General features: G+C 60.3%; 18 protein-coding genes and 2 tRNA genes. 10 read left to right on the forward strand and 10 right to left on the reverse strand.

Annotated features, from left to right (window positions below):
• Window positions 1-153: 153 nt before the first annotated feature.
• Both EOI86_RS06810 and EOI86_RS06815 read left to right on the forward strand, forming a co-directional pair.
• On the forward strand, window positions 154-807 hold the full coding sequence (locus EOI86_RS06810) for a TetR/AcrR family transcriptional regulator (RefSeq protein WP_127764341.1): 654 nt from the start codon (window positions 154-156) through the stop codon (window positions 805-807).
• Between the two features lie 104 nt (window positions 808-911).
• Window positions 912-1,124, forward strand: a complete 213-nt coding sequence (locus tag EOI86_RS06815) for a YgaP family membrane protein (protein ID WP_127764342.1) — start codon at window positions 912-914, stop codon at window positions 1,122-1,124.
• 88 nt (window positions 1,125-1,212) lie between these two features.
• On the opposite strand, the gene EOI86_RS06820 is transcribed toward EOI86_RS06815, so the two are convergent.
• Window positions 1,213-2,289, reverse strand: a complete 1,077-nt coding sequence (locus tag EOI86_RS06820; protein ID WP_127764343.1) for a tartrate dehydrogenase — start codon at window positions 2,287-2,289, stop codon at window positions 1,213-1,215.
• A gap of 214 nt (window positions 2,290-2,503) precedes the next feature.
• On the opposite strand from EOI86_RS06820, the gene EOI86_RS06825 reads away from it, so the two are divergent.
• Window positions 2,504-3,028 (forward strand): PAS domain-containing protein, encoded by a 525-nt coding sequence (locus tag EOI86_RS06825; protein ID WP_127764344.1) that lies wholly within the window; start codon window positions 2,504-2,506, stop codon window positions 3,026-3,028.
• 77 nt (window positions 3,029-3,105) lie between these two features.
• Here EOI86_RS06825 and EOI86_RS06830 read toward each other — a convergent pair.
• The 8 genes from EOI86_RS06830 to EOI86_RS06865 form a co-directional block, all read right to left on the reverse strand.
• Window positions 3,106-3,180, reverse strand: a tRNA-Asn gene (locus tag EOI86_RS06830).
• Window positions 3,181-3,307: 127 nt separating this feature from the next.
• A complete protein-coding gene (locus EOI86_RS06835) occupies window positions 3,308-3,652 on the reverse strand; it encodes a RidA family protein (protein WP_127764345.1) in 345 nt (114 codons plus the stop codon).
• Between the two features lie 2 nt (window positions 3,653-3,654).
• Entirely contained in the window at window positions 3,655-5,034 is a 1,380-nt protein-coding gene (locus tag EOI86_RS06840) for an FAD/NAD(P)-dependent oxidoreductase (protein WP_127764346.1), read from the reverse strand.
• Window positions 5,027-5,332, reverse strand: a complete 306-nt coding sequence (locus tag EOI86_RS06845; protein ID WP_338033037.1) for a (2Fe-2S)-binding protein — start codon at window positions 5,330-5,332, stop codon at window positions 5,027-5,029. Before EOI86_RS06845 ends, EOI86_RS06840 begins: the two co-directional genes overlap by 8 nt.
• Complete coding sequence (locus EOI86_RS06850) at window positions 5,313-6,407, reverse strand: NAD(P)/FAD-dependent oxidoreductase (protein WP_127764347.1); 1,095 nt, start codon at window positions 6,405-6,407, stop codon at window positions 5,313-5,315. Before EOI86_RS06850 ends, EOI86_RS06845 begins: the two co-directional genes overlap by 20 nt.
• Before the next feature lie 84 nt (window positions 6,408-6,491).
• Window positions 6,492-7,487, reverse strand: a complete 996-nt coding sequence (gene dctP / locus EOI86_RS06855; protein ID WP_127764348.1) for a TRAP transporter substrate-binding protein DctP — start codon at window positions 7,485-7,487, stop codon at window positions 6,492-6,494.
• A gap of 50 nt (window positions 7,488-7,537) precedes the next feature.
• On the reverse strand, window positions 7,538-8,836 hold the full coding sequence (locus EOI86_RS06860; protein WP_127764349.1) for a TRAP transporter large permease: 1,299 nt from the start codon (window positions 8,834-8,836) through the stop codon (window positions 7,538-7,540).
• Entirely contained in the window at window positions 8,833-9,303 is a 471-nt protein-coding gene (locus EOI86_RS06865; protein ID WP_127764350.1) for a TRAP transporter small permease, read from the reverse strand. Before EOI86_RS06865 ends, EOI86_RS06860 begins: the two co-directional genes overlap by 4 nt.
• A gap of 90 nt (window positions 9,304-9,393) precedes the next feature.
• Here EOI86_RS06865 and EOI86_RS06870 point away from each other — a divergent pair, with 90 nt between their 5' ends.
• The 3 genes from EOI86_RS06870 to EOI86_RS06880 all read left to right on the forward strand — a co-directional run bounded on the left by EOI86_RS06870 (window position 9,394) and on the right by EOI86_RS06880 (window position 14,199).
• The gene (locus tag EOI86_RS06870; RefSeq protein WP_205032092.1) at window positions 9,394-10,317 is read left to right on the forward strand and encodes a LysR family transcriptional regulator; all 924 of its coding nucleotides are present in this window, start codon (window positions 9,394-9,396) and stop codon (window positions 10,315-10,317) included.
• Window positions 10,318-10,516: 199 nt separating this feature from the next.
• Window positions 10,517-11,419, forward strand: a complete 903-nt coding sequence (locus EOI86_RS06875) for a UbiA family prenyltransferase (protein WP_127764351.1) — start codon at window positions 10,517-10,519, stop codon at window positions 11,417-11,419.
• Complete coding sequence (locus tag EOI86_RS06880; RefSeq protein WP_127764352.1) at window positions 11,416-14,199, forward strand: methyltransferase domain-containing protein; 2,784 nt, start codon at window positions 11,416-11,418, stop codon at window positions 14,197-14,199. Before EOI86_RS06875 ends, EOI86_RS06880 begins: the two co-directional genes overlap by 4 nt.
• A 104-nt stretch (window positions 14,200-14,303) precedes the next feature.
• Here EOI86_RS06880 and EOI86_RS06885 read toward each other — a convergent pair.
• Window positions 14,304-14,377: transfer RNA gene (locus tag EOI86_RS06885), tRNA-Cys, on the reverse strand.
• 274 nt (window positions 14,378-14,651) lie between these two features.
• On the opposite strand from EOI86_RS06885, the gene EOI86_RS06890 reads away from it, so the two are divergent.
• From EOI86_RS06890 to EOI86_RS06905, 4 genes are all read left to right on the forward strand, one after another.
• Window positions 14,652-15,308: a protein-L-isoaspartate O-methyltransferase family protein gene (locus tag EOI86_RS06890; protein ID WP_127764353.1), complete on the forward strand. Its 657-nt coding sequence runs from the start codon at window positions 14,652-14,654 to the stop codon at window positions 15,306-15,308.
• Window positions 15,309-15,517: 209 nt separating this feature from the next.
• Window positions 15,518-16,972, forward strand: a complete 1,455-nt coding sequence (locus tag EOI86_RS06895) for a TolC family outer membrane protein (RefSeq protein ID WP_127764354.1) — start codon at window positions 15,518-15,520, stop codon at window positions 16,970-16,972.
• A gap of 373 nt (window positions 16,973-17,345) precedes the next feature.
• A complete protein-coding gene (locus EOI86_RS06900; protein ID WP_240035580.1) occupies window positions 17,346-18,056 on the forward strand; it encodes a DUF2497 domain-containing protein in 711 nt (236 codons plus the stop codon).
• A 220-nt stretch (window positions 18,057-18,276) separates the two neighbouring features.
• Window positions 18,277-20,979 (forward strand): valine--tRNA ligase, encoded by a 2,703-nt coding sequence (locus EOI86_RS06905; protein WP_127764355.1) that lies wholly within the window; start codon window positions 18,277-18,279, stop codon window positions 20,977-20,979.
• Window positions 20,980-21,020: the final 41 nt, after the last annotated feature.

Here is a 21,020-nt window from a genome sequence, read left to right on the forward strand (position 1 = left end):
AAGGCGCGTGCGGTTTCGGCAGGATGTGGTTTAGGTCGCCCGCCATTGGGCAACAGATACTTGTCGACCGGTTTGAATGGCTTGGCTGGGCGCGACATTGAAGAACCAGCCGGTTCGTGATTTGGACAAAGCCCGAACGGGCGGGAAAATGTTATGACGACACAGATTTTAGACGACGGCGTTAAGACGGCGCAGGCCGGCACGGGAGAGGAATCGACCAAACGGCGCGCCATATTGGAAGGCGCGCGGGCTGTTTTCCGGTCCGAAGGGTTCGACGGGGCCAGCATGGGCCGGATCGCGCAGGTTGCGGGCGTATCCAAAGGAACGCTGTATGTCTATTTCCAGAATAAGGAGGCTTTGTTCCACGACCTGGTGATCGCAGATAAGGCCGAGGCGGCGGAACGTATCTGCAACGATTTGGCCGATGGGGCCGATCTTTCCGACTCCTTGCAGGGAATCGGCGAACGCTTCGTCCACATGATGGTGGACCCCCAGCATATTCAGTTGCTGCGCATGGTGATCGGCGCGGCGGAGAAGTTTCCCAAGGTCGGGCGTGCCTTTTTTGAGGCCGGACCCGCGAACGGCATGGCACGCCTAGCAGGCTATTTGCAGCGTCAGGAAGCGGACGGACGCCTGGACTTGAACCAGGAACCCGAATTGGCGGCCACTCATTTCTTGAATCTCTGTCAGGGCAATCTGGCGAAAAAGATTCTTTTCGGCGTTATGGAAGCGCCGGATGCGGCGGATATCAGTCGCACCGTGGCCAGTGCCGTGCGGGTATTTCTGCGGGCCTACGGAACGAAATAAGGGCGGTTTCCGAAAATAATCGAGACCTACGTGACATAGTCACGGACGTGGTCATCGGAGCGGCGCATAAACACCCCATCGAACAAACGGTGGGAGTTCCTCCAATGATTCAGAATGTCGGCAAGATCGACCGTATCCTGCGCTTGGTGCTGGGATTGGTTCTTATCGTCGTGCCATTCGTTACCGAACTGGCCATTTGGCAAACTGCCGGCTTCAAATACGGCGCGGTTGCCGTCGGTGTGGTCTTTATCGCCACCTCGATTTTCCGGTTCTGCCCGCTTTACCGCCTTGTTGGGATGAACACCTGCAAGCTTTGAGTTTTCTGTTCCGTACCTTTTCCCTACCCAAAACTTAAAGGCCGCCGGACTTGGTCCAGCGGCCTTTTTTTTTGTCCGGTTTTCGGGATCAGTCGTTCGACCCGCGGATGGCGTCGATCACCGCTTCGGTTACCTCATCCGTTCGGGCTTCGCCGCCAAGGTCCGGTGTGTGATAGCGTGGGTCGGCGGTAACGCGTTCGATGGCCGTCATCAATCGCCCGGCGGCATTGGCCTCGCCCAGATGTTCCAGCAGCATGACGGCGGACCAGAAAGTGCCGACCGGATTGGCGATGCCCTTGCCCATGATGTCGAAGGCGGAACCGTGGATCGGTTCGAACATAGAGGGGAATTCCCGCTCGGGATTCAGGTTCGCGGTCGGCGCGATCCCCAGTGAGCCCGCCAATGCCGCAGCCAGGTCCGACAGGATATCTGCGTGCAGGTTGGTCGCGACGACGGTGTCGATCGATTCCGGTTTGATCACCATGCGCATGGTCATTGCGTCCACCAGCATCTTGTCCCAGGTGACGTGCGGAAATTCCTTCGCGATTTCGACCGCGACTTCGTCCCACATCACCATGCCGTGGCGCTGGGCGTTCGATTTCGTGACCACCGTCAACAGCTTGCGGGGGCGGGACTGTGCCAGTTTGAAGGCATACCGCATTATGCGTTCGACGCCGGCGCGGGTGAACATGGTGACGTCGGTGGCGGCTTCCAGCGGCGACCCTTGGTGAACGCGCCCGCCGACGCCGGCATATTCCCCTTCGGAATTCTCGCGCACGATGACCCAGTCCAACTCCTTGTCTTCGACACTCCGCAGGGGCGAGGTGATGCCGGGCAGGACGCGTGTGGGGCGGACATTGGCGTATTGGTCGAAGGGCTGACAGATCGCCAAGCGCAGACCCCAAAGGGTGATGTGATCTGGAATGTCGGGATGGCCCGCCGAGCCGAACAGAATGGCATCGTGATTCTTGATTTGGTCGCGGCCGTCTTCCGGCATCATTCGGCCGTGTTTCAGGTAATAGTCGCCGCCCCAATCGTAATGATCGGTCGCGAATTGGAACCCGCCGTCACGCGCGGCCAAGGCGTCGAGCACCGCGACGCCCGCGGCGACAACCTCGGTCCCGATTCCATCGCCCGGAATGGCGGCAAGTTTATAGGTCTTCATTAAGAAACTCCCTGAGGCATCGTGTTTTTTCGTTTCAGCACGCTTCCTACCATCCGGCCGGCATGGTCGAAAGCCTCTAGGGAACGTGCGCGGGACGCGGGTGTAAAATACTTAAGCAAATGTTAATGTATAGATGGTGATCATTCAGTGCACATTCGTTGAAGAGGCGTAATTATGCCCCGGACAAATGAAGGGATTAGAGTAGGAAATCTCGATGGCAAATGACGCGTTGTCGCTCAAGCCGTCGTTCGGTCCTGTTCTTTTTGAAGCTGCGGGAGAAGAACTCGAGGACTGCCTTGTGTCTCCCTGCCTGACGCAGATGTACGATTTTTGGCGCCGCAACCATAGTGGCGGCGGCTTGCCCAATCAAACCTGCATAGACCCAGTGGCGTTTTTTCCTTGGCTGCCGAACATCATGCTTGTCGACCTCGAATCCGAGGATGAGCGACTGTATTGCCGGGTGCGATTGAACGGCGAATTGCATATCTCGATAGCGGGCCAAAACATGTCCGGGCGCAGGTTCGACGAAATCCCGACGGTTCGGAACGATGAAGGCAGCGTGGTGGACGTATTTCTAAACGTCGCCGAATCGCGTGAGCCGCATTATTGGCGCCGCCAATACATCAACCCGCGGATGCCTTGGAATGCCTACGAACGCTGCTTGCTGCCGTTCGTGGACGAAAGCGGCGCGGTGCGGTCGTTGATGGCGGTGGCGCAGGTCCTGATGGAGGAAACCTGATGGAGGAGGCCTGAGTCTTAACCCGCGACGGGAACTGAAAACGGGCCGGTCCAATTAAGGACCGGCCCGTTTCAAAATGGCTCCGGAGCAGGGATTCGAACCCCGGACCGATCGGTTAACAGCCGATTGCTCTACCGCTGAGCTACTCCGGATCAGAGCCATGCGGGGTTTCCCCCGCGCAGGTGCGGGCTTATAGCAATCCGGATCGCCCTTGCCAAGCATCCAGACCGCCCCAAAAGCGGAAAAATTTTCGCACCATTCAGCTCCCGTTTCCGGTCATCACTCGGCCACAGCCGCGGTGATGATGATCTCCACTTTCAAGTCGGGCCGGGCAAGCTTTGCCTCGCCGCAGGCGCGCGCCGGGGCTTCGCCTTCCGGAACCCAGGCGTCCCAAACCGCATTCATCTCGTCGAAATCGGCCATGTCGGCGACCCAGACGATAGCTTGAAGGATGTGCTTGGGGGACGAACCGGCCTTGGCCAACAATGCTTCGATCCGGCCCAAGCAATCGCGGGTCTGATCCGCGACCGTATCCCCAGCGCCGACTTGGCCGCACAGATAAACGGTACCGTTATGCTTGACGATTTTGGACATCCGGGTTGCGGTGTCGATGCGTTCGATCATGGCTATTTTCCTTTTCGTTGAGCCGTGGCCGCGAGTTCACCCAAGGTGACGGGTTTGATCGGCGGCCGAATTCGATAGTACCCCGTTTCGTCGGGCGTCTTTCCGTTCGCGGCAGCGAGTAGCGCGGTCACGGTCAAGCCGCAATACCGCCCCTGGCACGGTCCCATGCCGGACCTTCCGAAGGCCTTGGCCTGATTGGGGCCGAGGCATCCCATGCCGGCATAGCGCCGGATATCGCCTGCCGTCACTTCCTCGCACCGGCAGACGATGGTCGCGTCGTCCGGTGAAAGGGCTTCCTTGTAAGGCGGATAGGCCGTGTCCAGGAAGGGGCGGACCGCCAGTTCGCGGTTCAAGCTGGCTTGAAGCGGGCGGCTCTCACGGCGGCAATCCGCTGCCGTGATTCGCTCCAGGTCCTGCGCGATGGAAAGGGCTGAGATGCGCCCCGCGATGGCGGCGGCCTTCGCACCGCCGATCCCGGCGCCGTCCCCGGCGATGAAGACGGTATCGATCGCGGTGCGTCCGGTTTCGTCATGCTCCGGCGCGAAGCATTGCTGCTGCGCATTCCAACGGTGTGGAATGCCGATCGAACGGGCAGCCTGAATATGGGGAACCACCCCGTGATGCAGAAGAACGGTGCGGGCTTCGATCTTGTGCTGCCGTCCGCCCGCATTGAAGACCAGGGCTTCGGCCCGGTCGCCGCCCTCTACCCGCAGTCCCGTGGCGCCGGTATGGCGCGGCACGCCCGCGCGCCGCAGCGCCGCCAGCATGTCCTTGCCCTTCATCAGATAGGGCCAGCCGCGCAAAGCACCCGGCAGATATTTCAAGGCGCGCCGGAAGTCGCCGCCCGTTTGCGTTTCGACCAGGGCGAGGGGCGGGGCACCGGCCTTAACCATCTGTGCCGCGACGAGATAAAGCAGCGGGCCGGCCCCGGCCAGAACCGCCCGTTCGGCGACCATGCCGGACTGTTTCAACAGAATCTGCGCCGCACCCGCCGTCATGACGCCGGGCAGGGTCCATCCCGGTATCGGCATCGGGCGTTCCAGCGCGCCGGTCGCGATCAGCAGGCGTTTCGCGGCGGCCGTTTTGCCCGCGCCATTCTGGGTGTAGTAAACCCGGTATCCGTCCTCGATCTGCCAGACCGAGGCGGAGGCGGCATGCGTTATACCCGGATGGTCCAGGCCGCGCGCCAGGTCGATCCCGTCAGTATAGTCTTTGCCCAGAATCTCGCCGCGCAGCAGGGCGGCGCGTTCCACATCGCGATAAATCTGGCCGCCTGACCGGGACTGTTCATCCAGAATCAGCACTGTCAGACCGAGATCCGCCGCCCGCCGGGCCGCGGCCATGCCGGCAGGGCCGGCGCCAATGACGATCAGATCATACATCGGAAGTTCCGTTCGGTTTACGGATGTTCATGCCGTCGGTGACGGTGGCGAGGCAGGCTTGCCGGACGGTCCCGTCGATTTCCACCAGACAGTCGAAGCAGGCGCCCATCATGCAGAACGGTGCGCGCGGTGCGCCGGAAACCGGCGTTTCGCGAAACGTATCGACCCCGGCGGCCAGCAATGCGGCGGCCAGGTTTTCCCCTTCCACCAGTGTCAGTTCCTGGCCGTCGAAGGTGACGGCGACCATCTGCCCAGGGGACGACGCGGGGGCCGTTAGGTTACGAAAAGCGGGCTTCACTGAAGACCTCCAAATCCGGGGCGTTCGCATTGCCTTCCAACCAGTCGGGCAGGAAGCGGGCATGGGCGGCGGACAGCGTCACGCCGCTGTGGCAGGTAACCAGGAAAGCGCCCGGCATGGCGGCGCTTTCCTGATAGATCGGCAAGCCATCCGGGGACAGGATGCGCAAGGCGCCCCAGGACCGGATCAGGTTCACCTTGCCCAAAATGGGATAGGCATTCACCGCGTCGGCCGCCAAATGGGCGATCCCGTCTTGGGTGACGTCGTCGTTGAAATCGACTTCCTCGTTCGTCGCGCCGATCTGAATGCCGCCCTCGTCGACCTGACGCGCGATCAGGGAGGGGCGGTTGATAATCTTCGGCATTTTCTCGGTAATCAGGACCTGGCCGCGCTGCGGCCTGATCGGCGCCTTGAAGCCCATTTTCGGACCCAGGTCGATGGCGCCCAAACCGGCGGAAAGAACCGTCTTGGCCGCGCGAATTTCGGTGCCGTCGGCGCAGGTCAGGCGGAATAGGTCGGTCTTTTCGACCCCCGTGATCTGTTTGCCGGTTAAAACCGTGCCGCCCAACCGGCGCACATCCTGCGCCAAGGATTGCAGCAGGCGCAGCGGATTGGTGTGGCCGTCCTGGTGGTGCAGGATCGCGCCGATAACGGAGGGGCCGATATGCGGCTCCTCTCGGCGGAGCGCGTTGCCGCCCAAAATTTCGTAAGGATAGTTGCCGTCCAGCTTGGCCTTCAGCGTTTCGTAATCCGAAACGGTTTTTTCCATTTCGTCTTCGGAAAAGAACAGGGTCAATCCGCCGTCCTGGCGAAGGCCCATGTCATGTCCGGTCGCATCGCCCAGTTCGGCGGCGTGGTCGGCCCAGGCCGCGGCGGATTCTTGCGACCAACGGGCGTAGCGCGGCTGATTCATGCCCTTGGACTGGACCCAGACGAGACCGAAATTGCCGCGGCTTGCCCGAAAGGATCCATCATCGCCGTCAAGCACCGTGACGCTCCGGCCGCGTTTCAGCAGGCCCCAGGCGATGGACAGGCCAACCACCCCGCCGCCGATGATGGCGTAGTCCGATTCCATGAAAATTCTCCGACTGATTTCCGGTCGGGGAACCGGGCGGCGATTTGGGCCGCCCGGTTTCCGCATCGAGTTAACGGGGTTGGATCAGTTGCCCGCGCCAACCTTGTCGAGGATCGCCTGGCCCCATTCCTTGCCGATGTCTTCCAGGACGACCGGCCAAACCTCGGCACGGGCCTTCTTCGCCATGCCGGCGATTTCCGCGTCGGTCAGCGCGATGACCTTGGTGCCCAATTCATCGACCAGCTTTTGTTCGTTGCGTGCCTGGTCGGCTTCCGCGACGCCCCACCGGGTGGTTTCGAACTCGACGGCCTTTTCCATCATGGCCGCCCGGTCGTCGTCGGAAAGGTTCGACAAGCTTTCGTTGGACGCGATCATGAACCAAACCTCGAAATGGGTGTTGGCCGGGATATAGGTCTTGGTGACGTCACGGAACGAGGCGTAATAGCCTTCCGCGCCCGACCCGATGACACCGTCGACCACACCGGTCTGAACGGCGGTGAAGGCTTCCGCGAAGGGGATCGGCGCGGGGATGTAGCCCAGGGCCTCGCCGGTCAGCTGAAAGCTCTTGATGCCGGGAACGCGGACCTTGATGCCATTCGGTTCGGTGCTGCCGGCCTGTGGGTTGTCGACGTTCAGCGAAATGCCGCCGAAATAGACCGGGTATGCGGCCAGGACGGTGATGTCCTGTTTGGCGAACAACTCGACCATGGTTTCGCGAACCGCGCCGCCTGGTCCGTAGATCGATTTCGCTTCTTCCCAATTACCGGCCAGATAGGGGAAGGATGCGATCTGCATGCGGCGGTCGACGGCGGCGGCGGCCGGTTGGGTCGCCATATCGACGGCGCCGACGCTGACGCGTTCCTGCACGGTCGTGTAATCACCGAGTGCCGAGGCGGGGAAGATTTCGATCTTCACATTGCCGTTGGTGGCGGCGTCGACGGCGGCGGCATAGGCACGGAGTTCTACGTCGATGGTCGCGCCCTGCGGACGGACGTGACTCATCTTGAAGGTTTCGGCGGCGGACGCGGGTCCAGCCAGAACCAGGGCGGCAAGCGCCGTTGCGAGCAGTTTAGTTTTCATAGACTTCTCCTGTTGATTGGTTGTGTTCTCGTTACGAAAAGGTTGGAAAATCAGTACCCGAAAAGCCTGGGCAGGAATAAGGACAGGTCAGGCCAGAAGGACGTCAGAAAGACGACCGGCACATAGCCTGTCAGGATCAGGAACATCGCGGGCGGGATCACTTTCGTGACCTTCACGTTGCCGACCCGCGCGCCCAGGTAAAGGATGGAGGCATAGGGCGGTGTGACACCCCCCATCGCCGTGTTGACGCCCATGATGGCGGCGAATTGCACCGGGCTGATGTCGATCGCGGTCATCAACGGCAGCAGCAGCGGGGCGATCAAAATAATCGCGGTAGCGTCGTTGACCACCATGCCCACCAGGAACAGCAGGATGTTGATGAAGATCAGCAGCAGAATCTTGTTTTCCGTGACCGAGAATATGGCCGAGACCATTTTCTGCGGGATGCTCTCATAAACGAACATCTGGCTCAGGATCATCGAAAACAGGATCATTACCATGATCGTGCCGACCGCAGTTGCCGCTTCTTTACCAGCGGCCAGGAAATTCGGCAGTTTCAGACCCTTGTAGACCAGGAAGCCTACCGGGATGGAATAGATCACGGCGATGGCCGCCGCTTCGGTCGGCGTCACGATGCCGCCGTAGATGCCGCCCAGAATGATGACCGGCAGCAGCAGGGCGGGGATCGCGACCAGACCACGCCGGCTCACTTCGCCGGCCAGTTCCCGGGGACTGGGTTTCTCGTCAAGGATCAGCGGGAACTTGCGGCTCATCCATAGATTGACCACGGAGAAGGAAAGCATGATCAACAGACCCGGACCGAGCGTCGCCAGGAAACAGGCGGCGATTGAAGTATCGGTGACCCAACCGTAGAGAATCATGGTGACCGAGGGCGGTATAAGCAGCCCAAGGATGGATGAGTTCGCGATCAGGGCGGTGGCGTATTCGCGGGGATAGCCGCGCTCCACCATTTCGGGGATCAGCAGCGGGCCGATTGCCGCGATGCCGGTCAGGCCGGAGCCGGAGATTGCGCCGATGATCGCGCAGCTAACCGCCGCAACGACACCGAGGCCGCCGCGCACATGGCCGATGAAGGCATTCACGAAGCGTAGCAATGACGCGGCTATGCCGCTTTCCGACATGATCGTTCCGGCCAACACGAAGAGCGGAATCGCCAGCAGAATTGGATTGGACAATTGCTGGACGCCCCAAAGCATCATGCCCTTCATGGTCACGTCGCCGATGAAATACATCACGGCCAGCGCAGCGCCGAAACAATAGGGCAGGGGCACGCCCAGGGTCAGCGCCACGACCAGGACGCCAATGGCGAGCATTGCAACTTCGATCATCGGGCGACTCCGGTGCGCAGGGTACGAATGTGAGCGACGAGGTGGCCTGCGGTGAAGACCATCATCAATGCCAGGCCGATCACCAGGGCCACGTCGAAATAGAAAGTCGGGAAGTAGAGCGTCGGGCTTTCACGCCAGACACGCCACGCATAGCGCGTGAAATCCCACGCCCATGTCAGCAGCCAGATCCCGACAGCGAGGCTGATCACCTCACCCACAATAGCAAGGAGGGTATGGCCTTTTTCCGTCTTGATGAAGATCTCAAGGACGTTCGCACGGATATGCGAATTCTCGCGGGACGCGTTCGCCGAACCGAGTATATAGAGCCAGACGGTCGGATAGATCATCGTCTCTTCCAAGCCCATCACCGGCAGTTCCAGAACATAGCGGGTGATGACCTGGACGAATTGCCCGGCGGCAACGACGCAGATCAGTCCCGTCAGCAAAATCGATACAAAGCGGTTCATGGATGCTTCCCCCAAACGAGCTGTTGAAATAAGTCTGAAGCCATGCACAAGTTCAAATTGGAAATTTCGCTGAATCCATAGATTGAACTTATGACTATGCTGCCGAACCTCACGATCCGACAGTTGCAAACCTTTCGCGAGGTGATGCGCACAGGCTCCATTTCAGAAGCGGGCCGGGCGCTGGGACGGACGCAGCCGGCGATCTCCAGCATGATTTCGGTGATTGAGACGGAATTGGGTTTTCCGCTTTTCGTCCGCGACCGGGGCCGGCTGATTCCCCGCCCCGAGGCGCAGTATTTCCTGGAAGAGGCGGAAGAGGTCCTGGGGCGTCTCGAACGGGCGCAACAGGCCATGATGGAATTGTCCAGTCATCAACGCGGCGGATTACGCATCGCGTGCTATCCGGCGGGATCCGGGGTTTTCCTGCCGAAGTTGCTGGTATCCTTCCTGCGCGATCGACCCGAAGTGAAGGCGGATCTGATGATGCGGTCCTCGCTGATGGTGGAAGATTTGGTGGCGTCTCAGGAATACGATATCGGTTTGGCTGAAACCCCCAAACCCCGGCCGTCGATCCAAATCGAAACATATCGGATGAGCGGCGTCGTCGCGCTGGCCGCGGACGACCCGTTGGCGGCCCTTTCCGTCGTTACGCCCAAGGATCTGAGTGGCAAGCCGCTGGCCATATTGTTCGAAGAGCATACCTCTACGATTGCCCTGCGTGAGGTTTTTCGTGAGGCAGGCGCGATCATCAATCCGCGCTTCACCCTCAGAACCTTCCAGCCGACACTCGAACTGGTGTCGGGCGGGCTCTGCGCGGCGGTGATCGATCCCATGACGGTCGCGTCTTATTCCGGGAACGGCGTCGTGTTTCGTCAGTTCATGCCGCGCACGACAACCGGGATCTCTATCCTGATGCCGGCCCACCGGCCGCCCTCGCAACTGTCGCTCGCCTTCCACGAAACACTCGCCGCGGAAATGCAGCGCCTGGAAAACCTTACCGGCATGCCGGAGTGACGGGGCGGCCACCCCGCAATCAGTCTGGTACGGAAGGTAGGCAGATATGGAAGGCGCGCGCAGCAATCGCACCTGCGTTGAGGACAATGCCAACGATTTCCACAATAACGTTTATGTTTGACGGTGCATGGTCATGAAAGTACTGGCAAGGGACGCTTGAGACGACGACCGGACACTGAAGAAAACGCTTAAACCATCCATGTTTGATTACTTTTCACGCGCGACGGGGAGCGCCAAGGAGTGGCTGGTTCTGCTGCGACCGCTCGACTGGTCCAAGAATCTGGTGGTCATCGCGCCGGTGTTCATGACGCCTATTTCAAACTGGGCTGCCGCCTCCGCGTCAATTTTCGCTGCGTTTCTCGCGTTCTGCCTGGTGTCTTCTGCCGGGTATATCGTGAATGACCTGGTGGATGCTGAAGCGGATCGATTTCATCCGGTCAAACGCTACCGTCCGCTGGCATCACGGGCGATACCGGCGACGAACGCCTCTATTGTCGCGGTCGTTCTGATTGTCCTTGGCGTCGGGGTGTCCAGCCTGACCACGGATCGGGCGGTGATTTTTTTCGTTCTCGCATACACGGCAACGTCACTCAGTTACTCATTGCTGCTGAAAACGGTTCCCGTGCTTGAATTGGCGGCCGTTTCCGCTGGGTTTCCGCTGCGCCTCGGCGCTGGGGCCGTTGCGTTGACCGTGCTGCCGTCCGCCTGGGCCCTGGCCTGCGTTTCGTCCGCGGCGTTGTTGGTCGTGGTGACGAAACGGCGCATGGAACGATTGAGGTTGGGTGAGGAAAGCCACGCGACGCGGGCGGTCATGAGCTTTTATTCGTCCGCCCTGTTACGGTGGTTCCAACTGTTTTTCTTGATGTGCACAGTGGCCGTGTTCCTGATTTTTCTATCAAGCGATACCGCCGGCCATCGATATCGGACCGAAATATTGGCCTTCGCCGTGATCCCCATTTTCCTGGCAATGGTGCGATTCATCACGCTCGCCGATAGAGCCCAGACGGATGTCAGCACCACCAAACTGCTCACCGGGGATTGGTTCGTCGTTGCAAGTTCCATCATCACGGCGGGTATTTTCTACAAAGCGCTGACCGCATGACCGATCCCGGATCCGCAAACCTTGATAAGATGACGGGGGCGGAAGCCCGGGGGTTGGACAAGGGGTTAAATAAAGGGATGGACGCGGGGTTGGATACGGGGTCGGACACGGGGTGGGACACGGGGACTGTGCTCCAGCGTCTAGCGGCGCTCACGCTCGTTGCAGCCGCGTTACAGCCGCCATGGGAGTCGTTGTGGCAGGTCGGCGCAATCGCGGTCGCCGCCGTTTTGATTTTCGGCGGCCGCGTACAAGCCGACGGCAAGCGATGGTTGGTCGCCATGGGACTTGTCGCCCTTGCCATTTTCGGACGGCTTTTTTTGCCCGGGCCGCAAATACTAGAGGGGCATAATGTTCTTTCGGTTTGGCAACGGCCCGCGGCGGTGGAAAAGGTTTTGCCGCAGGCCCTTGTGGATCGGTTCGATGCCATCATGCGCGCCGACTATCCGGCCATCGCCGATTGCGACACGTCAGAACCGGTTTGTCGGGATGCGCGGACCTCCCCCACAGAGCCATATGCCTGGTCCAACGCAAGTGTTTGGGATGCGCCGGAAGCGCCTTACTCGCGCATCGTGTCGGCGATTGATTTCGACTCCGTCCTGGCATTGCGGGCCGGCTTTACCGATACGACGCTGTTCAACTGGTACAAGGACCATCGGTATATCCGCCGCGAAGCGATGCCGTACTTCGTCGTCTTTCAATGGCCGGAAGATGTCGAGGGCTGGGAATTGTGTTGGCGCGGTCGGCTTTACTGGGAAACGGAAATCGATTCATTCACTGATGTTTCCAGTGAAGCCGGGACCTGCCGAACGATTACAGCGGACGATGTTGGGCGGCGGATTGCGGCGCTCGATACCGGCAGGTCGATTGGATTGGAAATCACGCTGGTACCGAATGTCCTTGGCACGGTTAAGCAGGTTGTTAAGGCGGTTTTGGCGTTTCTCTGTGCCTTGATCATCCTGGTTATTCTCGTCCGCCCCGATTTGCGGCGTGTTTTCCCCGCACTTGGGCTTCTCGGTCTTTCCACGCTCGTTGTCTGTGTTGTGGCGCCGGACTTTCTGACGGCGACAATTCTGCATTTTGGGGGCGGCGACGGACTCACCCATGAATCCTACGGGCAGACAATTCTGCGGTTGGCGCAGGAAGGGGCTTTGATCGAGGCGTTGAAGGGCGTTGAAGCGGTTTATTACTTCATGCCGGGCTTGCGGTACTTCAGGGCCATGGAAAACCTGTTCTTTGGTGAGACGGATTTCGGAATGCTGCTGGCCCTTCTGGCCTTGCCCTTTGTCGTCTTCTGGATTTGCAGGCTTTTCCTTCCCCTTTATGCCGCCGTTGCGGCGACGATTGCGTTTACGGCGACGACCGTCGGGAAGTATTTGGGGTTCTCGTTCTCTAAGTATATAGAGGAAGCGGCGCTGGGGCATGCCGAACCGCTCGGGTACACGGCGTTTTTCGCGGCCATCGTGCTGGCTGTGGCGCGTTATGATCGACTGAAGGCTGTTCACCGGCAACCGTACTGGCCCTGGTTGCTTTCAGGCCTTGCCTTCGCGTTTGCGGTTTTCATGCGGCCCAATCTGGCGCCGGGCGTCGCCGTCTTTTGCCTTGTATTGGGGCTGGCGATGCTGAAGGGCGGGCATCTTCGCCTCGTTCTGGCCTGGGCTGTTGGCATCGGCGCGGTCTTGTGGCTTCCGTTCCACAACTGGTTCTACGGTGATGCTTTCGTGCTTTTGACCGCCGCGGCGGATATCGATGCGAACATGCTGGCGCCGCCGCAACGCTATATCGACGCCTTGGCAGCGGTCTTCCAGGGGGAATTCAACAACGCCGCTGTCGCGCAAATCACGGCGCATGTTTCGAAATGGCTCAGCCCATTCAGATTCGCGGTATTGCTCGCCTGTATCTATGCGGTGTTTATCCGACGCGGTGTTCCCTGGCAGTTACGTGCCCTTGGTGCCGCCGCCCTGGCGCAACAATGCGTGCTTATGTTCTATCACCCGAACGGGCGGTACGAATTCCTGGCCTGGTTCCTGACAACCTTGACCGTCTTGGGCGTATTTTGGCCGGCCTTCGAACGGCGTTGGCTGGATCGTCTGTCGGGCAGCCGCGCGATGGAGCGTCTTGCCGGCTGGCTGGGCTTGGCCAACCGGCCATCGCGCGCGCATCTGGCCCGCCTCTTGGAAGGGCCGATCGATGGGATGACGGCGGTCGATGCGTTCAAGACCTGGTGCCGGCCCTTCGTGAGCCCTCTGCCGACCATCTTGGCGCGTCTGCCTCGGAATGCCCGAATTTTCGACATTGGTACCGGCAATGGCGCCTTGCTGTATCTCGCCTCTGAAACACGCTCTCCCGCGGAACTCAGGGGATCCGACTGCGCGGACCGCAGCGCCGTATTGGCGTCACTCAAGGAATGGCGGAACCCACCGCAATTCATCCTGACCGGGAAGAACATGGTGCCGGATCTTGCGGGGGCCGAAGTCGTGACCCTGATCGATGTGCTTCATCATGTGGACGCGGGGGCGCAACAGGCATTCCTGGAGGGCCTTTTCAAAGGCATGGACCCGGGCGCTACTCTTTTGGTCGCGGATATCGACGCCGGCCGGCCGTTTCGGCGTTTCATGAATCAGATCCACGACCTGATTCTCGCGAGACAATGGGTAAACCCGCTGCCTGTCGAAAAGACGCTGTCGATGCTGCGCCAAGCGGGCTTCGAAACGAGTGGGGCGGAGAAGGAAGTGGCGCTTTGGTACGCCCATTATGTGCTTTCCGCCCGGGTTCCCGATTGATCGATCCGAAGCGGGGGGCTGCCTGTTCGGACACCGATAGCGCCAAAAGGCATCGGTCACCGGGGTCGTGCCGGGAATAGCGCCTGAAATAGTGTTGGGAGATTTGGAGGCGCGAGCCGGAATCGAACCGGCGTGCAAGGATTTGCAGTCCTCTGCGTAACCACTCCGCCATCGCGCCATGCGAGGCAGGCCAAGGACCTGCCGCGAAGGGCGCTACTGATAACGATCTTCGCAGGGCATTTCAATCACCCAAATCACCCGATTCATATTATGTTCAGATAGGGGTGAGACAGTTGCCGCGTCGACATTGGGCCGATTGCCGATCGAATGCGTTTGGATTGCCTTTCGTGGGGGCGGTTTCTATAACAGTCGGCGTTATCGGCCCGTATCCTAACGGCAGCTTTACGGCAGCCGAACGGGCCGTCCGAGATACCGGAAAAAGGTGAGAAGGCATGGACTACGCGCTTGCACGCCAAAACATGATCGAGAGCCAGCTGCGGACGAACAAGATCACGCAGGATGAATTGCTGGATGCGGTACGGAAAGTGCCGCGGGAACAGTTCCTTCCCCTCAATAAACAGAAATTCGCCTATCTGGACGAAGACATTCCCTTGGGGGCCGGCCGTTACGAGACGGAGCCCATGGTCCTCGCCACCCTTATACAGGCTCTGAAACTCGGCCCGGATGACGACGTCCTGGTGGTCGGTGCGGCAGCCGGGTATTCCGCCGCTGTGACCGGGCAGATCGCCAGGTCGGTCTTCGCGCTTGAAAGCGAGCACGATCTGGCTGCGCGGGCCTCCGAACAACTGACCCAATTCGCCTTCGACAATGTGGTCGTGGTTGAAGGGCCGTTGACCGAGGGCAAGGCCGACCAAGGACCTTTTGACGCGATTCTGGTCAATGGTGCGGTCGCGGAAATCCCCACGGCGCTTACCGCGCAGTTGAAAAACGGCGGACGTCTGGCAACGGTCGTGCGTCCCGCCGAGGACAAGGTTGGCACGATTCAGGTAGCCGAGAATGTCGGCGGGGTCATTTCGGAACGAATCTTGGCAAATGCCAGCGTGCCGTTTCTGAAAGGGTTCGAGCCGAAGCCTGCTTTCACGTTTTAGGCGCGCTGATGCGGAAAGGGCGGATTTATCGCCTTCCGTGGCCTTGTGTGCGTTGCAATAGAACTTACTTTCCTATCGTTAGGGTAGACCCGACTCCTTGTCGGGATTAGGGTCACCACGAACATATTTTTGGGCGGTTCGATTGGGCGGAAGCCTCACCGCGTTTTTTTGAAGGGCCCGGATCGGGCTTCTTGGGTACGGAGCAGAGAATGAGTTCAGCGTATGGTGCTTTCGGAAGTCTTCCGTTCAGCAATCTGAAAAAGGCCGTTATTCGGCCACGCCGGTTTCTGTTGGGGGCCTACCTATTGGGCGGATCGCTCCTGCTGGCGGGCGGTGCTCATGCCCAAACGTTGGATCAGGCCCTGACCGCGGCGTATGAAAACAATCCAACGCTGCAAGCCGAGCGGGCACAGGTGCGGTCGACGGATGAAGGCGTGCCGCAAAGCCTGGGCCGGTGGCGCCCGACCGTGGAATTGGTCGGTTCGCTTGGTTATGACAGCACGACAACGGATCCCGGGAACATCCGCGATAGCCGCAGCTTTTACAGCGGCACCGCGCAGGTAACGCAGAACCTGTACGAAGGCGGCGGCACGACCGCCCGCGTGGCCCAGTCCGAAGCGCTTGTGAAAGCGGCGCGCGCCCGGTTGCTCGATACCGAACAGACCATTTTGCTGCAAACCGTCTCTGCCTTCATGGATGTCGTGCGCGACCGTGCCGTGCTGGACCTGAATCAGCAGAACGAAGAACGCTTGAAGCGTCAGTTGGAAGCGACCGGTGACCGTTTCGAGGTTGGCGAAGTCACCCGCACGGATGTCGCCCAGGCCGAATCGCGTGTCTCCGGTGCCCAGGCGGACCGGATCGCCGCGAAGGGGAACCTGGAAGTCAGCCGCGCCGCCTATCAGCAGGTCGTCGGCGAATTGCCGGGCAATCTGACCTCACCAAGCAATTTCCCGGCGATCCCGAGTGGACGGGATGAAGCGATTTCGCTGGCGCAGGAACGCAACCCGCGTGTCATCGCCGCTATCTTCGACTTGGAATCGGCAAAACATTTCGTCCGGGTCGAAGCCGCGGACCTGTTGCCGACGGTCGATCTTGTCGGGTCGGCCCAGGCGAATCGTGACGTCGCCCGCAAAGGTACCGATACGGATGGGTTCCGGGTTACGGCCACGGTTACTGTGCCGATCTATCAGCAAGGGATCGCCACCAGTGAAATCCGCGAAGCCCGTCAGGATGAAGCCCGTGCCCAGCGCCTGATCGACGAAGCCCAGCGTCTGGCGACCGAAGACGCCACCGCGGCGTGGGAAACGTATAAGTCAGCCCTGGCGCAGATCCGCGCCCGCGAGGACGAAGTCAGGGCGACCTCGATCGCGCTTGAAGGGGTTGAGCAGGAAGCCGCTGTCGGGTCCCGCACCGTGCTGGACGTTTTGGATGCGGAACAGGAACTGCTCGATGCGCGGGTCAGCCTTGTGCAGGCGCAGCGGGATGAAATTGTCGCGCGCTATGATCTGATCGCCGCAGTCGGCGGGATGAATGCCGTTGAACTGCAATTGCCGGTGCGCGGCTATGATGTGGAGTTCTACTACAACGCCGTCCGCAACAGCGTTTACGATCTGGGAACCTGGAACGAGATCTTTCCGGGTATCGTCGAGCGCGAAGGCGACTAACCGGTTTCAAGGCCTCTTCGGGGCGGTTCCGCCCGTTAGCGGCACCCGATTGTGGGGCGCCGCCGAACGTACCCGATTTCCCTTGTCCGTCGCCGAATCGCGATATCTTATCGCGGTTTAGGTGACCTTTGCGCGGATCGGCGTAAAGCAACGGTAGTCGGGATTAGAGGTATTCGTTGCGCTGGGGAAACCAATGGTGAACCCAAAACGGGGGTTACGGTCGATTACCGGAACAGGCTGCGCGCGGCCGTCCGGTGGAAAAGCCGGACCTAGGATTGCATTGGCGGCAAACGACTTGCAGGATGACTTCATTCTCGGTCGGGCGCTGTCCAAGTCCCGCCGGGCGGGACATTAAAGGGGCTAAGGTCGAGGCATGAGCGACGCGCAACAAGAACCCTCAATGGAGGAAATCCTTGCGTCGATCCGGAAGATTATTTCGGAAGACGGTGAGGAAGAGGGTCAGGACGCCGCCGGTGAAGACGCGGACGAGGACGCGTTTGAGCTTGATGAAGAGGACCTGCCCGAGCCGGAACCCGAGCCCGAGCCCGAGCCCGAACCGGAGCCCGAACCGGAATTAGAAGCCGAGGCCGAAGAAGAACTTCTGGATCTCTCCGAAGAGGTTGAAGACGAGCCGCTCGAACTTGAGGACGAGCTCGAGGAAGAGCCCCTCGAGCTTGACGAAGAAGTCGAGGACATTCCGGAAATCGAATTTGCGGAGCCGGAACCCGAGTTTGAGCCCGAGCCGGAGCCTGAACCCGAGCCGGCCCCCATGCCACCGCCACCGCCGCCACCTGTACCGGCGCCTGAGCCGCCGCCCCAACAGATGGCCGCGAGCGACCGTATCGTATCCGACCCGACGGCAGCGGCCGGGTCCGCGGCCTTCCTGGCCCTGGAACAGTCCATTCGGATGGGACAGGCCGGCGAGACCTTGGAAGACGTCGTGAAGGGGCTTTTGCGGCCCATGTTGCGCTCCTGGCTTGACGAAAACCTGCCGGATATGGTGGAACGCCTCGTCCGCGCCGAGATCGAAAAGATGGCGGGCGGCGCGCGGCGGCGCGGCGACGACGGAGACATGTTCGACTAGGCCTTTTTCGACGGCTTAATTTACCGGCCCCTTCTACCGGGCCGGTTTCGCTTCCTTTCCCGGTTCACCAGCCCCGTACTTGCCTTTTTCAGGCGGAACACTCATGAAGTTGTCGCCATCGCGCCACGGCCCCCCGCCGTAGCGGCGCGGAGGTTCGTATACCGTTGAAAGGATTGCCGCTGCCGGCTCGCAGAACTGGCCGGCGGCTGTGGAGGAACTGATGCTGGAAAAAACCTATACGCCGGAAACGGTGGAAGACCGCCGCTATCGCGAATGGGAAGAGGGCGGCTTTTTCAAATGCGGCCAGAACGCTGAACGGAATTCCAGTGACGAGACCTTCACCATCGTCATTCCGCCGCCGAACGTTACCGGCAGCCTGCATATGGGCCACGCGCTGAACAACACGCTGCAGGACATCATGATCCGCTATCAGCGCATGCGTGGCCTGGACGTGCTGTGGCAGCCGGGCACGGACCATGCGGGCATCGCGACTCAAATGGTGGTCGAACGGCAACTTGCTCAGAACGGTGAGCCCAACCGGCGCGATATGGGCCGCGAGGCGTTCCTGGAACGGGTCTGGAAATGGAAGGAAGAATCCGGCGGGACGATCACGGGGCAGCTGCGCCGGCTTGGCGCATCCTGCGATTGGAGCCGCGAGCGCTTCACCATGGACGAAGGTCTTTCGCGCGCCGTTTTGAAAGTGTTTGTACAGCTTTACAAAGAAAACCTCATCTATCGCGACAAGCGTTTGGTGAACTGGGACCCGGCCCTTGAAACCGCGATCTCCGATCTGGAAGTGCAACAGCAGGAGATCCAGAGTAATTTGTGGTATTTCCGCTATCCGGTGGAAGGTGAGGACGGCACGTATCTGACCGTCGCCACGACCCGGCCGGAAACCATGCTGGGCGACAGCGGTGTCGCGGTTCATCCCGATGACGAACGCTACAAGCATCTTATCGGCAAACATTGCATCCTGCCCCTGGTCGGGCGCCGCATTCCCATCGTGGCCGATGCTTATGCGGACCCGGAACAAGGGTCGGGCGCGGTGAAGATGACCCCGGCCCACGACTTCAACGATTTCGAGGTCGGCGTGCGGCATAACCTGGAGATGATCAACATCTTCACGACGACCGCCCATATCAACGAAAACGCGCCCGAAAAATATCGTGGCATGGACCGCTTCGAAGCGCGCAAGGCAATCGTCGAGGATATCGAGGCATTGGGCCTGTTGGAGAAGATCGACGACCATACGCATATGGTGCCCTATGGCGACCGGGGCGGGGTGCCGATCGAACCCTATCTGACCGACCAGTGGTTCGCCGATGCCAAGACGCTGGCGAAGCCCGCCATCGAATCCGTGGAACAGGGCCGCACCAAATTCGTGCCGGAAAACTGGACCAAGACCTATTACGAATGGATGCGGAATATTCAGCCCTGGTGCATTTCGCGCCAGCTGTGGTGGGGCCATCAGATACCGGCCTGGTACGGGCCGGACGGGGAAGTCTTCGTCGAGGAAACGGAAGAACTCGCCTATGCCGAGGCACTCGCCCATTACAAGGATAAGGGCGACGTCCAGTCCGTCGAGATGCTGGAGGAAGGCCGCGGCTTGGAACGCGACCCCGATGTGCTCGATACTTGGTTCTCCTCCGCGCTTTGGCCGTTTTCCACGCTCGGTTGGCCGGATGAGACGCCGGAAGTGGCCAGGTATTATCCGACTTCCGTCCTGGTGACCGGCTTCGACATCATTTTCTTCTGGGTCGCCCGGATGATGATGATGGGCCTGCATTTCATGAAGGAAGAACCGTTCCACACGGTCTATGTCCACGCGCTTGTCCGGGATGAGAAGGGCGCGAAAATGTCCAAGTCCAAGGGCAACGTGATCGACCCGCTGGACCTGATCGACCAATACGGCGCGGACAGCCTGCGTTTCACCTTGACCGCCCAAGCGGCGCAGGGCCGTGACGTGAAGCTGGCGACCAGCCGTGTTGAGGGTTACCGCAACTTCATGACCAAATTGTGGAACGCCGCGCGGTTCTGCGAAATGAACGAATGCCTGCCGGTCGACGGGTTCGACCCGGCGGCCGTCGGGCAGACCGTGAACAAGTGGATCGTGGGCGAGACGGTGAAGGCCGAACGCGCGGTGCGCGCGGGCATCGAAAGCTATCGCTTCAACGATGCCGCCAGTTCCGCCTATCAGTTCGTCTGGAACGTGTTCTGCGACTGGTACCTGGAATTCGCCAAGCCATTGCTGACCGGTGACGACGCCGCCGCACAGGTGGAAACCCGCGCCACGGCGGCCTGGGTGCTGGAGCAGATTCTGAAGCTGATGCATCCGATGACACCGTTCATCACCGAAGAACTCTACGATCACTTGAAGGGCGAAAACCGTAGTAAGCCGCTGATCGTCAGCGACTGGCCGGTTTACGACGATGGGCTGATCGATGCGGCGGCGGATGCCGACATGAACTGGGTGATCAAGCTGATCTCCGAAATCCGTTCGGCCCGGTCCGAGGCGAATGTTCCGCCGGCGGCCAAGATGGACGCAATCCTTGTCGAAGGCGGCGACGCCGTGCTGAGCCGGGCCAAGGCCTATATGGACCTTCTGGGCAGAATGGCGCGGATCGACGGCATCTCGATCGGCGAAGCCCCGAAAGGCGCTTTGCAGGTGGTCGTCGACGAAGCGGTTGTGGCGCTGCCCCTGGCCGGTGTGATCGACCTGGATGCGGAAAAGGCGCGCTTGGAAAAGGCAATTGCCAAGGCGGATGGGGAAATCACCAAGATCGACAAGAAGCTGTCGAACCAGGGTTTCCTCGCTAAGGCGCCGGACGAAGTCGTACAGGAAAACCGTGACCGTCTGGCCGAGGAAAAGGCCGCTCGGGACAAGCTGGCCAATGCTTTGGAACGGATTTCCGCCGCCCTTTAGGACGACGGTTCCGCCGGTCACCTCCTCCATTGGGGCTAGTC

The sequence above is a fragment of the Hwanghaeella grinnelliae genome (genome assembly GCF_004005845.1).
Lineage (GTDB): Bacteria > Pseudomonadota > Alphaproteobacteria > UBA8366 > Aestuariispiraceae > Hwanghaeella > Hwanghaeella grinnelliae.